The sequence below is a fragment of the Marinobacter sp. MBR-99 genome (assembly GCF_040547575.1).
Lineage (GTDB): Bacteria > Pseudomonadota > Gammaproteobacteria > Pseudomonadales > Oleiphilaceae > Marinobacter.
Window position 1 is genome coordinate 211,086 of the sequence record NZ_JBEPPY010000006.1, and the last position, 13,076, is coordinate 224,161.

The following is a 13,076-nucleotide window of genomic DNA, read 5'->3' on the forward strand; positions in this document are numbered from 1 at the left end:
TGTATCCGCGAATATAGGAACCCGGGTTATATCGCCGATTGTCTCGCGGTCAGTGGCTTGCCTTACTCACGACTTTCGGCGTTGCCGATTTACCGCGTTTACCAGCGAGGATACGATCTGCATCTAGTGAAGCAATCGGTACCCGGGTATCCCTCGGCACGTCACCACTCAGTTGCAGCTCAAGGTAGCGCAACGCACAGACCCGCAGGAAGGATGTGAAATTGCCGAGATCATGGCCGGCATCAATGGACTCGTGGTAAAGCCGGGTGATCATCTGCGGCAGATTCATACCATCGCGCTCGGCCAGCTCCGACAGCACCTGCCAAAAGGCGTTTTCCATTCGCACACTGGTGACCATGCCGTCAATTCGCAGGGAGTGGGTGCGACTAACCCAAAGCTCCGAATCGGCGTTAATAAAAAGCTTGCACATAACGGCCTCCCCGAATGTGGTTGATGGCGCTTGGGGGTACTGAGGGGCCAGCGCCCTGGCCCCTGCTGCGTTACTGATCCAGCAACTTGAAGAACTGCGCAAGCCAGGCCGGATGGGCAGGCCACGCAGGTGCTGTTACCAGATTAGCATCGGTGACCGCCTGATCAACTTCGATACTGGCGAAGGTGCCACCTGCGAGCTCAACCTCCGGTTGGCAGGCCGGATAGGCAGAGCATTTACGGCCCTCCAGAACCCCTGCTGCGGCCAGCAACTGAGCACCGTGGCAGATCGCCGCCACCGGCTTGTTGGCTTCAAAGAAATGGCGAACCAGCTTCTGCACATCCTGGTTAAGCCGCAGGTACTCCGGAGCACGGCCGCCGGGCACCACCAGCGCGTCGTAATCTGCCGGATTCAGTCCGTCAAAATCCGCATTCAAGGCGAACCGGTGACCGGGCTTTTCAGTGTAGGTCTGGTCACCCTCGAAATCATGAATCGCCGTGGCGACCGTGTCGCCAGCCTTTTTGTCCGGGCAGACGGCGTGAACCGTATGGCCAACGGCCTGCAGTGCCTGGAACGGCACCATGGTTTCGTAGTCTTCGGTGAAATCACCGGTAATCATCAGAATTTTCTTCCCGCTCATGGCTGTCTCCTTGTGTTTGTCTTGCCAGGTCAGGAAACATTAGCAGCGGTGGTGTCGGGGCGGGTATTAAAGGGTTACTACAGGTCTTAAAGGGGCAATCACAGCTTCAGCATCAGGTTCCTCGCACCAAACGCTAACCTAATTCTATGGACTGACCAGGGCGTGGTCCAGAACTAACGTACATCGGGATAGCGCGGCTTCTTAACGGATTCGCATTCCTCAAAGGCATACCCCCTGGTACCACCGCCCTTGATCTGGTACTTGCCGAAACACGCCATACTCTCCCTATACCGCTGCATCTCCGCTTCATAATTGGCCAGACGCTGCTCCCGGGTCAGGCGCCCCTGACCCGGCTTCACCTCCTCCGGCAGGGAAGACACATTCTGCTGCGCGGGTACTTGCTCTGACTCCTCCAAGCGCTCTTTTTCCCGTCGCTGCTCACCCAACTCTCCTGCTACGCGTCGCAACGACTCAGCACGAGCTTCAGCCTGGCGCTGTTCTTCAGCAGAAGGTATGCGAACTGAAAGGTCGACAGACTCTCCTGACTGCTTGTGTTGTTCCGGAATGCGGTCTCCGAAGTGAACGTTGCCAGCATCATCTACCCATTTATAAACTTCAGCAGAGGCTGGTGGCAAAGGGGAGATAAAGAACACGCAAAGCGGTAACATCGTCCTGCGAAACCACATAACAAAGTTCCTTTTTTGGCTTCTTGATATCTACACCATAGCAAAAGGGAGATTGTTTAGCGTAACGCCCGCCTACCAGATTAGCGGCCGCAAAGACCTGGACAAATCGAATTCCAATTGCTGCCGCAACCCCATCGCCTCCGGAGCCACAAGCAACCAGCCCAACGCGCCCAGATTGACCAGCACCGCCAGCCAGAACACAAACTGATAACTGCCTTTCCGCGTTTTGTGCCGGAAAACCTGCTGCGCCATGAGTGCACCGGGCCAGCCACAGCAGAGCTCAAAGAAGTGCAGCGTTTTCTCAGCGGTGCGCTGGGCTCCTCGCTGGGCAGCCTTTTTGTCAATCCAGTACATGACAAACAAAACCAGACTCGCCCCGCCGTAGATGGCCGGAATCGAGACCGGCAGATAACCTTGATAGAACAGGCCAGCGAGCACACTGAAAAACGCCAGTACAACAGCGGCCGCCACCCAGACTCCCTGCGCAATGCTGGCACCCACCTTTGCTGCCCCAACATATTGGAACCGACCAGCCCTCAAACGGCCCTGGTCATCTTTCGTGGTGCTGAATGTCACCTTGCGATTAGCAACCGGCCGGCCCCGGCCTGCATAACTGCTGATGTGAGCAAACACACGCTCACCGCCACCCTCCGGCGAGATAAAACCAAAACCCTTGGCGTCATTCCAGGCAGTGAGCATTCCTTTCTGATTCAACGCGCTCACAAATACCGCCCACCAGCCCCAATCGCGACCACAATCAGCCCAAGAATCAGGTTAGTACCCACCAGCTTTCGAATCTGCCCCACCTGGCGCCCGCCCTCCTGGGGGTCCTGATTGGCCACTGCCTGTTTCAGCCGCCGGAAGGGGGCAAAGTAAACATGGGCGTAGATCAGGATCATCGCAATCCCCAGCACCTGCATCACGTGGATATGCCAACCGGCACCAGCCATGCCGCCGAACACACTGAAAATCATCCAGTACCCGGTGACCAACAACAGAACCACCGCCGCCCATACCCACTGGAAAAACCGAGACAAAGTGGCACACCACAACGCGCCTCGCTGGGAGGCATCAATCACCTCAACCACCGCCGGGCGCATAGCCATGTAGGCGAAAAACATACCGCCAACCCAGATTACGGCAGATAGGACATGCAGTGCGATGGCCAGACCCATAAAGCAACTCCTGGATGAGAAATTCGAGTGATAAGTATAAGTTTAGCCCTCGCGAAACAACCCTAAAACAACGGAAGCAGTTGAGGACGATCGAGCCCGCCTATAGAGCATCAAGCTCTGCCCGGATAGTCTGATAAATTTCCTGGTTCCGGGATTCCAAAAACACTGCAAACTCAAAAGCGTTAAAGCCATGATAGTCCTTCCCCGGACTATCAATCGGCAGGCTTGGATCCGCCCCCAACTCCAGAAGGGCGCGGAGATAACCCACATCGGCGTAAAGCACGGCCTCATGCACTGGTGCCAGCCCGTTGTGGTAGCCGTTCAACGGCTCTCCCCTTGCGGCAAAGTGTCGAAGTAACGCATAGCCACGGCGTGTCATGATGGACTCAGCATCGTGCCTATCCAACGAGGCGCCTACAAATTGACCAAAGGTTGCGAACAGCCACCCATCGCCGTCATCGCTTTACCGCAGCGTTCATAGGGCCAGTCGAAATTGGTGAGAAGCCAGTAGGCCACTGCAGGCCGGATAGCCAGACTATTGAAATCCGAAGGGCTCCAGGGCAATTCTTCGGGGTCAAGAAGCGCTATAACTGTCAGCCCCCAGGCATCGGAACCGAAAGCCCAGGAGCGATAGAACATCGGGAACAGCGTCAGGGCAATCACCAAACACCCACCGCATAGGGTGAGCGCCTTTTTGTGGCCCAGGAAATATTTGATAAGCACTTTGCTCCTCCTTGAGCTTTGTGTGTTTCGGGGGATCGCCAGATATCTCTGACAAGAGCGCCTTGCGATTAACGGTATCGACTAATCAAACGCCCCAAGGTACCAACCTGAGAAGAAAAACAAAAAAGTAAGAACCACACACGCTGTAAAGGGCACAACAACCCACAATTTCAATGATAGAGGTAATGGTTCTTTTTCATCCCCCATTCTCGATTTAATTCGAGGCCCTATTCCTGGAATGTGTCGGAAAACCACGAAAGCATACACGTACACCACCCTCATCCAGCGACCGATGGGCCCGTTTCCCCATATACTGCGAGCTTCATCCAGCTGCTTACCGGGCGTCGCTACTCGACGCTCCACCTCCTCGGTTTTACGAAAAAAAAGCGTGACCATAAGAAACACCAAAACAACACCGAGGAGCATACAAGCGGCCCCTATGATTGCCGCTAATTCAGCCAAGAGCTCTTCACTCATGGATAACCTCTCTCAGCTTTGCTCCGATGGTCTCGCCACCTACCCCGCCAGCATATCCACCGCCTGCTGCCCCTAGGCCACCCGCGATAACCGCACAGGCCACCCCCCCTATACCAGCTGTCGTAACTCCGAACGATAAGCATGTAGCCCCCGCTAAACCACCTCCAATAACACCGCCCAGCATTGAACCCGTCAACTTCCCTCCCTCCTGGTAAGCAACAATCTGACACGCCCTCTCGTCACCCTCAGTGCAAGCCTCACGAATTTTCATCGCCGACATGGATACATCCAGAGTGACCCCAAGATAGCCCACATTCCGGACATACTTCGCCCCCCTAGCCACCCGCTCATAATGCGTTGCATACCCGGGTATGCCACCAACCCCAGCCGTCTTCCAATTATGCACAATGCTCTTCGAGGACAGCCCCAAAGCCCGCTTCAAATTCGTATCATCATCCAGTGACATCCCCTTGCGGGCCACACTTCCCAAAGCAAAATCCAGTTTCTTGAAAAGCGCCCGCCGCTTCTCGAAAAACTCCGGGTGGTTAAGGTGCCCATGCCTCCGGTAAGTTTCCTGATGAAGCCGCTCGATGTTCTTCAAAGTCGACTCAATGCTACTAATCTGCTTGGAAACCATCACGGCGCCTGCACCCAACCCTGCAGAACCGGTCGAGGTGATGGCTTCCAATAAATCGTAGTATTTGACAAGAAACTGCGCTTCATCCTGCTCCAGTGACCTAACCTGCGCATTGATCTGCGCTGCCACCTCCATCAACTCGACTTCTTTTTGAGTGCATTCCATACCCTCTGGGTCACCCAGCACAATCATCTCACCGGGCATCAGCTGCCCGCCCAGGCCTGGATTCAATCGATCAAAATGATCTGGCTTTGCCGAAGCGTCTCCGTACAAAGCGCTCAATAGCTCCGTCTTGCTTATCGGCGTCTGAACGACATGGTAACCCGGCTCTACCGCAGGCTGAGACTGATCCTTTGTTGGGGATGAGATTGGAATTGATGGCGTCATACTGGATGCAGCCGCCCCACCTGCTAAGGCATTGTTCGAGCCATTACCGACACCGCTGGCACTTTGTGATTCCGGAACAGTGCTGCCAGAGTGATTAGCACGAGAGGCCGCTTGCGAAGCTGGCTTTGACGGCGACGGTGAGATACCCGAAAACGGCGTGGGCGTGAAGGTATCACCAATCACAACGCTACCACTGCCAATAGTGACACCCCCACACGAAATTGCACTACCAGTCACCGCAGCAGGAATACCGTTGATAAGCACGGTTGCCGAACCTGCAGCGATGGCTCGCGGGTGGGGAGGGTGTTTTGGCTTGGAGTGCGGGGCGAGAGGATCACCCACGCGGGCAATAGGTTTGCCGTCAATCAGCACATCGGGGGAACCGGCAACAACCGGGGTGGGTGGGAATCCTTCATGATCTGTACCCAAGTCACCCAGCAACACAACTTTCTTGCTCATTCCTTTGCTCCTTCCTTGAAGAGTCATCCATCGATTTCAGGGGCCGTCACTGGCACCGCACGCCATATGGTAAACAAAGACTCACGAAGACCCAACCCAAAAGTTGGTACAGACAGATACCGTTTGATAGGTGTATAAGTTTGAATCCGTTGGCCTTCCGGTACAAGATTCCCACACTATGCTCAGGGCCGTGGCCTGCACTCAAATGAGAGACCTCATTAACGTGGCAAAACCGAAACGCATCTACCTAGCCGGCCCAGAGGTGTTCTTCCCGGAGGAAGAACACCAGGCCATCGTGGCCGAGAAAAAACGCCTGCTCCGGGACGCCGGATTCGAGGGCGTCGACCCGCTGGACACAGCGCTCGAGTTTTCGGATGAGGAGGCAAAACACGAGCGTGGCCACCGGATATACCAGGCCAACCGCGAACTGATGGACAGCTGCAACGCCATCATTGCCAACCTCACACCGTTTCGCGGTATCAGCGCCGATCCGGGTACTGTGTTCGAGGTGGGTTACATGATCGGCCAGGGCAAGCTCGCCTTCGGGTTCACCCTGGACAGCCGGCTTTATCAGCAACGGGCAGGTGCAACCGGCCAGGACGAACTGGGCCACACCATTGAGGATTTTGAGCTGAGCGATAACCTGATGATCGAGGGGGGAATCCGCGAATCCGGTGGCCGGCTATTCGTGGCACAGCAATCAGGCGAACACCGCTTTTTCTCGGCGGAGGTGTTTAGCCGCTGCGTAAGGGCGCTAGCCCAACTCCGAACCTGCTGATCCCTCGACGGCTTGAAAGCCTCTGACAGAGGTCATCCACAGGGAAACTCAACAGTACTCACATCCGCCACAAAAAACGGAAAATACTGGTCCGTATCAAAATGATTGCCAGCTTCCACATGAGTCGGCAAACGAAACCCGCCGAACAGCCGGAATTCAGAGAGATAACCACCAAACGGCTGTAACCGGTACTTCTTCTGGGGGTTGGCGTTACTCCACCGCTGAAAACTGACTTCAACGGGCTGGCCGTCTGCCGACACGTTGAGATCCACAGACTGTGACAGGCCGCGATACTCCACGGTAACCCGCACCTTGTCAGTATCCAGGCCCTCCCAGGTGACACCCGGGCCCGGCAACAGCGCCGCAGGCGTCCAGAAAACGGCTTCGGCGACATAGCGGCCGAACGCCGAACGAGTATGGTCCGGATCGCCGCCAAAGCGGGCAACAGGCAGCAAGCCCATCAACCAGAACCGAGTCCACTGTTGGCTGTCAGAGCCGGAAAGCCGCATCAGGCCGCGCCGCGCACGCATCTTCCAGACAAATCCAGAAGGCATGGCCAACACCTGGGTTGCCTCGAAATCCAGATAATTGGGATTGCTCCTGTCACCCATGCCGAAACGCCCCGCCATCCGGATGCGGGCGACCGTCGCAAGCGGCGTACCCGGTGCAATGGTATACAGAAAATAGCGCCGTGCCGGCTCGGGAAGATCTGCAACCATCTCGGCGGCAAAGACCGGGGGCAGTGTGGGCTGCAGGCCCACCAGCTCGCATATGGCTTTGCGGTCTGCACGGTGGTCCAGCAGCCGCCAGGCCGACAAAACCAGCCCGGCCAGAATAAGAACCCCCAGCAAAATCACCGGATAACCTCCTCAACCGGCCGCCGGAGAGAGCGCGGCATCTGCGGGCCGTGGCCAATCCGCACGATAAGATCCGGACGCCGGCCACCAATGCCAATGGCGCGGGCAAACTCCGGGCGCAGTGTTGCCACCTCCACGGGCTGGTTAATAAACGCCGTACGCAGGCCCAGAGCAGCAGCCTGAAGGGCCAGGCGCTGGTAACACCGGCCTGCCTCAATCCAGTGGGGAATGTCATCGCCCTCTGAATAGATGACGGCAATGGCAGAAGAACTGTCAATGTGCCGTCGATCCTTCTTGTTCTGGTTATTTGCAGAAAACGAACCCTTCATCGCCAGCAATCCAAGCCAGCGGGGCACGGCCGGATTGCCCATAACCGGCCCGTACAACCCATCGCCGGAAAGCACCGCCTCCTTGCCGTTAAACCGAATCCAGGCCTTCAGCTCCCGAGCCCATTCAGGGTCTGCGAATTGGGCATCGTTGCCCTTGGCGACATAGTCTGCAACCAGCGTTTTTTGATCGGCATCGGTCATCAGCAGCACTGACACGCCATCACCCTGCCCCGCTACCTGAAGCTGCTCCAGCACTTCAGCCGCAAGTGGCACACCGTCGTACTCTGAACGGCTGCACTGGCGCAGGGGAATCGCCTCGAAAAGTGAAGACCGCACGGCCATAGCCTCTTCAAAATCAATCGCCACCCCGGATGTTGATACATCAAACTGGCAATGCCCCTTTAGCCCGGCCGCTTGCGCTGCCAGCAGCAGATTCTCTGTGGCGCATCCCAGGCTGGCGTAAAGGTGGTGATCGTCTGGATCCACCGCCGGGCAACGCCTGGACAGATCAGGCAACACCCGTATGCGGTTGGGGTCCAACTCGAATATCCAGGGCTGGGTATTGTGACTGGAGGCCGCTAAGGTGGCGTACCGCACCAACTCCCGATAGTCCTGAGGTGAGGCGCCAGGCGCACTGTGGCACCAGGTTTCGTTAACCCTATCTGAGTAGTTCATAGCGCCTCCAGCTCGAGCTCTCACAGCTCGCTGACAGACATCCATAACAAGAAGAAAACAGCTCCCAAAATCACCACGGCACCATGAACCACCAGATTCCTCCTGGTAGTTGGAGCAGGCTTTGGCGGGAAGCTGAAGTAATCCTCACCAAACAACCCAACACCGCAGCTTTCACAGTAATACTTCGAGTAAGAAACACGCAACGCAGATGGCTCAAACTTTTTTCGGCAGCTGTAACAACTGGGTTTAATCATGTCGGGTCCAGGTACGTTTAAGATTTAATCAGGTCAATCCGTTCATTGATCTGCCAATCATTGTCGGTGATGGCTACACCACCCTTAGCAGTGACCTGTACTGTGTCACTGAGGCCAATACCCCACTCCCCCGGCAGGCGAAGACACAGAGGGAGGTGGAAAACCATGTTTTCCTCAAAGCGGCGGGTGAGACCGCGGGCGATGTAGCCGGTGCCTTCAACCCAGCTGGGAGGGAACTGCGCTCCTACTGAGTAGCCGAATACGCCAGAGAAAAATACTCGATCGGCATAGGGTGCCAGGGCCGCCTCGGCAGCCTGTGCTGCATCATCAAAGGTATTACCCGGGCACATAGTTTCTTTCAGGGCGGCATAGACGCTTTGGCACACTTCCGCGATCTGGTGCATCTGAGCCGTGGCTCTGCCCGCTACGGCGGTGCGCATCATCGGTGCGGTATAGCGCTGATAAGCGGAACCAAATTCAAGGAAAACCGGATCCCCTGCCTCAATAACGGTGCGTTTATGATTGACGTGTATCACGCTGCTGCGCTGACCGCAGGTCACGATCGGCTGCAGGCTCATGAACTCGCTGCCCGCCGCGAGCAGTGCACGTGCACCCTCGGCAGCCACCTCGTTGTCGGTAATGCCGGGCTCGATGATAGCTTCTGCAGCTCGTAGACCGATTGCGGTGATGCGTGCGCTCTCGCGCAGGCAGTTCAGCTCGGCTTCGCTTTTGACCAGACGCTGACTATCCAGCAATGCGCCGCCATCATGGTGAAAGCGTGCCTTGCCCAGACGATTTAACAGGGGTTGAATGATGGCGTAGCGCAAACCGGCAGAATTCGCATCCAGGCCTATGTACTGGCAGGGTGACAGCAAGGCCAGCAAAGGCTCGATGACTTCACTGATATCCTCCCAGCGGTAACCAATGATTTCGTCCACCCTGGCGGTAACAACAGCCGGCCCAGTCTCAATCGACGGTACCTGCAGGACAACACGTTCCGCCGTGACCAACAACGCGGTATGCACGGAAACCTCAAAGGTGTGATAGCCGGTCAGGTAAAAAATATCGGCAGGATCGGTCAACAGCAGAGCATCAAGTCCGGCTTCAGTCATCAGGGCCCGGGTACGTGCTAAACGGAGACTTAATTCATCTTCCGGAAAGGGTAACTCGCTGCCTTCCAGGGTGTTGGCTAAAGCCTGGCGGTACGTGTGGAAATCCATAGTAGTCTCCAGAATCAATAAGGGACTACCTGAGTGTAGGCATAAAACGCTCTGCCCCTAAACCAGGATAATCGTTGAAAGGGCTTGAGGCCTCCCGAGGACTGCCAATTACACCCTAAGTCTACCGAATCCCCTTCGATTGCAGCCACTGGCTGATCTGCGCCTGGTTCATGGCACCGCTCTGACGAGCCACTTCCCGGCCGTTCTGGAACAGGATCATTGTGGGTATGCTGCGAATGCCAAACTGCCCGGCAGGCCCCGGTGACTGTTCGGTGTTCAGCTTGGCAAAGCGCACTTTACCCTGCCAGGCTTTCGCCGCCTGCTCGAACTGTGGCGCCATCGCTTTGCAGGGGCCACACCAACTGGCCCAGAAATCCACCAGTACCGGCACATCGCTGCGCCCGGTGTGTGCCGCAAACGACTGCTCCGTAAGATCCAGCACCTGGTCTGGCCAGAGAGCTTGTTTGCACGCACCGCAGTTGCCACCGGCAGACAGCTTGTCGGCCGGTACGCGATTCACTTTGTGGCAATGGGGACACACCAGGTGTCGAATGTCAGTCATGATTGGTCGGCCTCTGATTTGTCAGATGGTTGAATTAATCGGGTCAAATGGACATGAATCAAGCGGCGAGCGCCCCGGTTGGGCCGATGTACCGGCCGTGGCCAACAACCACCTGTATGAGATCAAATCACCGCTGATTCTTCAGCCTGGGCCGGCGGCGCTGACGGATGGGCTAGATGCGTTGTGTGAGATTATTGATCGGGCCTACTGACACCGCATAGTCGATCGCCGCACACACCGCGGCAACCTGCGCGGCATTGCATTGCTCCGTGGTTACTCGGCCGCTGTCTGGGTACACCTCGGTGGTGGTCCGGTAGCGGGCGTTGGTCATGCTGGTGCAAAGGCCAAGCTGCGCCAGCGGATACTGAATCACGCCCCGGGCGACCGCCGGTGAGCCGATGATCTCGCCTTTGTCATCCGCCGGCGCGATATGGGTGATCTTTTCCACCGCCTCGATCACCGCCTGCTGGAATTCAGGCTGCGGGTTCTCGGTGTCATCCACCAGGTAGAAGCCGTCCGGAATGTCACCCGGCTCAAACGGTTTGCCATCGCGGGCCGCAATCGCTGGCCGGAACTCGGTTTCGTCGGTATCGGTGGTTTCGTGCAGGTCGACATGCAGCAGTATTGGCTCAGCTATCGAAGCGACCAGTTGCATGAGCGCCGCGGACTCCCCTGCCTGGCCGTCATCACGGAATGAGCGGTTGGGATCAATCGCGTTCGCGTTCCAGCGATGGATGCGTTCGTAAGCCCAGGGGCTGACGCAAGGCGCAACCAGTAGGTTCACACGGCCCGCATAATCCAGTGCATGTTGTTCAACGAACTGCAGCGCTCCATGGACACCGCTGGTTTCATAGCCATGCACGCCGCCCGTAATCAGCACCACCGGCTGATCGGCACGCCAGTTGCGGCTGCGGATCGCCATCAGCGGATAAACGTCCGGGCCATATTCCAGACAGCCATACTCATGCACATCAAAGCGCGAACGCAGCCGCTCGATCACGCTCAACACGTCAGACTCGTAACTGCGTTGACGGGTCTGCTGTGACAGCCACTGGGCACGTTCCACATCACCCCACGGAATGCCGGGCGTACCGATTGGATAGGCCGCTGAAGCGGTGCTCATATCGCAAGGCTCCTTCGCTCAGTTACTCGCGCGCACCTCACGCCTGCGCATAGACATGGTATCGATCCTGGGAAAACAAATCTGACCCAATTTTCCACACCTCCAAATCACTTCTCAAAGTCACGGTTATCGTATATGATAACAAAAAGACAAAGGAGCGCCCATGGATTGGGAAATAGAATTCTACGGGAAAGTAGATGAAGAACTGGCAAAGCTGCCGCCCAAGATTCAAGCCAGAATGATTCGGCTGATGGAATTGATGGAGAAGCATGGGGCAAACCTTGGGGAGCCACACACAAAGTCGCTGGGTGGCGAATTATTTGAGATCCGCGCAAAAGCCAAAGAAGGAATAGGTAGAGGCATTTTCTGCTACATGCAGGGCAAGCGAATTATCATTCTGCATGTCTTTGTAAAGAAGGATCAAAAAATACCAAAGAAAGACCTGGAGCTCGCCAACGAGCGATTGAAGGAGGTCAAAAAATCGTGAATTTCAAACAGTTTAAGCAAAAGGCACTGGAAAATCCCGAGATCCGCCGGGAGTACGATTCACTTCAAGACGAATTCAGCCTGATCGATCAGCTGATTACGATGAGAACCAAAGCTGGCCTCACCCAGGAGGACGTTGCGAAGAAACTCGGAACTAACAAAAGCAACATATCCAGACTAGAGCGCGGCCGAAGCAATCCGAGCTGGGGAACACTCAGCAAATATGCTGCAGCCTGCGGTTTTCGGGTCAAGCTGGAAGCAGTTGAAAACGACCGAGCTTCGGGTGCATCTCAATAGACCTGTGTAATTGCTGTTACCAGATAAGCGGCTGCAACGACTTCGACAAATCAAACCCCAGCGATTCCGGTTATCCTACCGACAGCGCACATTCAATCAGTGTGCGTTCCGGAGATGCCGTTCAAAAGCTCGGCATTTGTAGGGTACGTCTCAAGCAGCTCAACCAGCTTTCTCGTGCCCTCCAGCGGTTTGAGGCCGCCAAGCGCCCGGCGCAACGCTCTTATTTTGTCTAAATATTTCGGATCTAACAGCAGCTCTTCACGGCGGGTACTGCTTTTCGAAATATCCAGCGCGGGGAAGATTCGCTGGCTCGCAACGTCTCTTGATAAAACCAGCTCCATGTTCCCCGTGCCTTTGAATTCCTCAAAGATAACCTGGTCCATACGGCTGCCGGTATCCACCAGAACGGTGGCCAAAATGGTCAGCGAGCCGCCATTCTCAAGGTTTCGTGCAGCGCCAAACAACCTCCGCGGCATCTCCATCGCTCGCGCATCAATCCCGCCAGACATAGTACGACCGCTGCTCTTTCGCTCCGCATTGCACACACGCGAAAGCCTGTACGCTTTTCCCACCGCCTGGCAAATATCTTTTAAAATCGTCGGTTTTCCAGCCCCCGGCGATGCACCAATCAAACCTCGCTGCCCCATGCCAATCGGCGTGATCAGATCCACGGCTCGCACCGTGAGCTTTTCTGAACCTGACTCTAAGCGAATCGCCGGCGCTGACGGATGAGCTGGATGCGCTGCATGGGATTATTGATCGGGTGCGAACAAACGCCGAGACCCTATTGCGTAAACCGCTGAAGGTTGCCACCCATTCCACGTGAAGCCTGCCACCCGGACCGGAGCAAGGCTGCCACCCATCGGAGCGTAGCGACGCGG

General features: G+C 56.2%; 18 protein-coding genes. 3 read left to right on the forward strand and 15 right to left on the reverse strand.

The features are described from left to right. Nucleotides 1-49 precede the first annotated feature (49 nt). From ABIE59_RS07430 to ABIE59_RS07470, 9 genes are all read right to left on the reverse strand, one after another. Entirely contained in the window at nucleotides 50-430 is a 381-nt protein-coding gene (locus ABIE59_RS07430; RefSeq protein ID WP_058092303.1) for a ribbon-helix-helix domain-containing protein, read from the reverse strand. Nucleotides 431-500: 70 nt separating this feature from the next. Further along, complete coding sequence (locus tag ABIE59_RS07435) at nucleotides 501-1,070, reverse strand: DJ-1/PfpI family protein (RefSeq protein ID WP_061333663.1); 570 nt, start codon at nucleotides 1,068-1,070, stop codon at nucleotides 501-503. Nucleotides 1,071-1,243: 173 nt separating this feature from the next. Next, nucleotides 1,244-1,756: a DUF4124 domain-containing protein gene (locus ABIE59_RS07440; protein ID WP_354445665.1), complete on the reverse strand. Its 513-nt coding sequence runs from the start codon at nucleotides 1,754-1,756 to the stop codon at nucleotides 1,244-1,246. A 72-nt stretch (nucleotides 1,757-1,828) separates the two neighbouring features. After that, a complete protein-coding gene (locus ABIE59_RS07445; protein ID WP_354445667.1) occupies nucleotides 1,829-2,479 on the reverse strand; it encodes a DUF1294 domain-containing protein in 651 nt (216 codons plus the stop codon). Beyond that, nucleotides 2,476-2,931 (reverse strand): CopD family protein, encoded by a 456-nt coding sequence (locus ABIE59_RS07450; RefSeq protein ID WP_354445669.1) that lies wholly within the window; start codon nucleotides 2,929-2,931, stop codon nucleotides 2,476-2,478. The genes ABIE59_RS07445 and ABIE59_RS07450 overlap by 4 nt, the downstream gene beginning before the upstream one ends. A 100-nt stretch (nucleotides 2,932-3,031) precedes the next feature. Then, complete coding sequence (locus ABIE59_RS07455) at nucleotides 3,032-3,310, reverse strand: hypothetical protein (RefSeq protein WP_354445671.1); 279 nt, start codon at nucleotides 3,308-3,310, stop codon at nucleotides 3,032-3,034. Between the two features lie 35 nt (nucleotides 3,311-3,345). Continuing rightward, entirely contained in the window at nucleotides 3,346-3,654 is a 309-nt protein-coding gene (locus ABIE59_RS07460; RefSeq protein ID WP_354445673.1) for a hypothetical protein, read from the reverse strand. Nucleotides 3,655-3,735: 81 nt separating this feature from the next. Further along, nucleotides 3,736-4,131 carry a hypothetical protein gene (locus ABIE59_RS07465; protein WP_354445675.1) on the reverse strand — a complete coding sequence of 132 codons (396 nt, stop codon included), beginning with the start codon at nucleotides 4,129-4,131 and terminating at the stop codon, nucleotides 3,736-3,738. After that, the gene (locus tag ABIE59_RS07470; protein WP_354445677.1) at nucleotides 4,124-5,614 is read right to left on the reverse strand and encodes a type VI secretion system PAAR protein; all 1,491 of its coding nucleotides are present in this window, start codon (nucleotides 5,612-5,614) and stop codon (nucleotides 4,124-4,126) included. The genes ABIE59_RS07465 and ABIE59_RS07470 overlap by 8 nt, the downstream gene beginning before the upstream one ends. A gap of 223 nt (nucleotides 5,615-5,837) precedes the next feature. Here ABIE59_RS07470 and ABIE59_RS07475 point away from each other — a divergent pair, with 223 nt between their 5' ends. After that, nucleotides 5,838-6,392: a nucleoside 2-deoxyribosyltransferase gene (locus tag ABIE59_RS07475; protein ID WP_354445679.1), complete on the forward strand. Its 555-nt coding sequence runs from the start codon at nucleotides 5,838-5,840 to the stop codon at nucleotides 6,390-6,392. A 32-nt stretch (nucleotides 6,393-6,424) separates the two neighbouring features. Here the strand turns inward: ABIE59_RS07475 and ABIE59_RS07480 are convergent, their stop codons facing one another. The 5 genes from ABIE59_RS07480 to ABIE59_RS07500 all read right to left on the reverse strand — a co-directional run bounded on the left by ABIE59_RS07480 (nucleotide 6,425) and on the right by ABIE59_RS07500 (nucleotide 11,412). Beyond that, the gene (locus tag ABIE59_RS07480) at nucleotides 6,425-7,249 is read right to left on the reverse strand and encodes a DUF6544 family protein (RefSeq protein ID WP_354445681.1); all 825 of its coding nucleotides are present in this window, start codon (nucleotides 7,247-7,249) and stop codon (nucleotides 6,425-6,427) included. Then, nucleotides 7,246-8,253: an Acg family FMN-binding oxidoreductase gene (locus ABIE59_RS07485; RefSeq protein ID WP_354445683.1), complete on the reverse strand. Its 1,008-nt coding sequence runs from the start codon at nucleotides 8,251-8,253 to the stop codon at nucleotides 7,246-7,248. Before ABIE59_RS07485 ends, ABIE59_RS07480 begins: the two co-directional genes overlap by 4 nt. A gap of 271 nt (nucleotides 8,254-8,524) precedes the next feature. Then, entirely contained in the window at nucleotides 8,525-9,727 is a 1,203-nt protein-coding gene (locus ABIE59_RS07490; RefSeq protein WP_354445685.1) for a M24 family metallopeptidase, read from the reverse strand. Between the two features lie 121 nt (nucleotides 9,728-9,848). Next, nucleotides 9,849-10,289 (reverse strand): thioredoxin TrxC, encoded by a 441-nt coding sequence (gene trxC, locus ABIE59_RS07495; RefSeq protein WP_061333637.1) that lies wholly within the window; start codon nucleotides 10,287-10,289, stop codon nucleotides 9,849-9,851. 172 nt (nucleotides 10,290-10,461) lie between these two features. After that, nucleotides 10,462-11,412: a M14 family metallopeptidase gene (locus tag ABIE59_RS07500; protein WP_354445687.1), complete on the reverse strand. Its 951-nt coding sequence runs from the start codon at nucleotides 11,410-11,412 to the stop codon at nucleotides 10,462-10,464. 163 nt (nucleotides 11,413-11,575) lie between these two features. On the opposite strand from ABIE59_RS07500, the gene ABIE59_RS07505 reads away from it, so the two are divergent. Together ABIE59_RS07505 and ABIE59_RS07510 are read left to right on the forward strand one after the other, a co-directional pair. Next, nucleotides 11,576-11,899 carry a type II toxin-antitoxin system RelE/ParE family toxin gene (locus tag ABIE59_RS07505; protein WP_354445689.1) on the forward strand — a complete coding sequence of 108 codons (324 nt, stop codon included), beginning with the start codon at nucleotides 11,576-11,578 and terminating at the stop codon, nucleotides 11,897-11,899. Next, nucleotides 11,896-12,195 (forward strand): helix-turn-helix domain-containing protein, encoded by a 300-nt coding sequence (locus tag ABIE59_RS07510; protein ID WP_354445691.1) that lies wholly within the window; start codon nucleotides 11,896-11,898, stop codon nucleotides 12,193-12,195. Before ABIE59_RS07505 ends, ABIE59_RS07510 begins: the two co-directional genes overlap by 4 nt. A 92-nt stretch (nucleotides 12,196-12,287) precedes the next feature. Here ABIE59_RS07510 and ABIE59_RS07515 read toward each other — a convergent pair whose 3' ends face one another. After that, entirely contained in the window at nucleotides 12,288-12,866 is a 579-nt protein-coding gene (locus tag ABIE59_RS07515; protein WP_354445693.1) for a hypothetical protein, read from the reverse strand. Nucleotides 12,867-13,076: the final 210 nt, after the last annotated feature.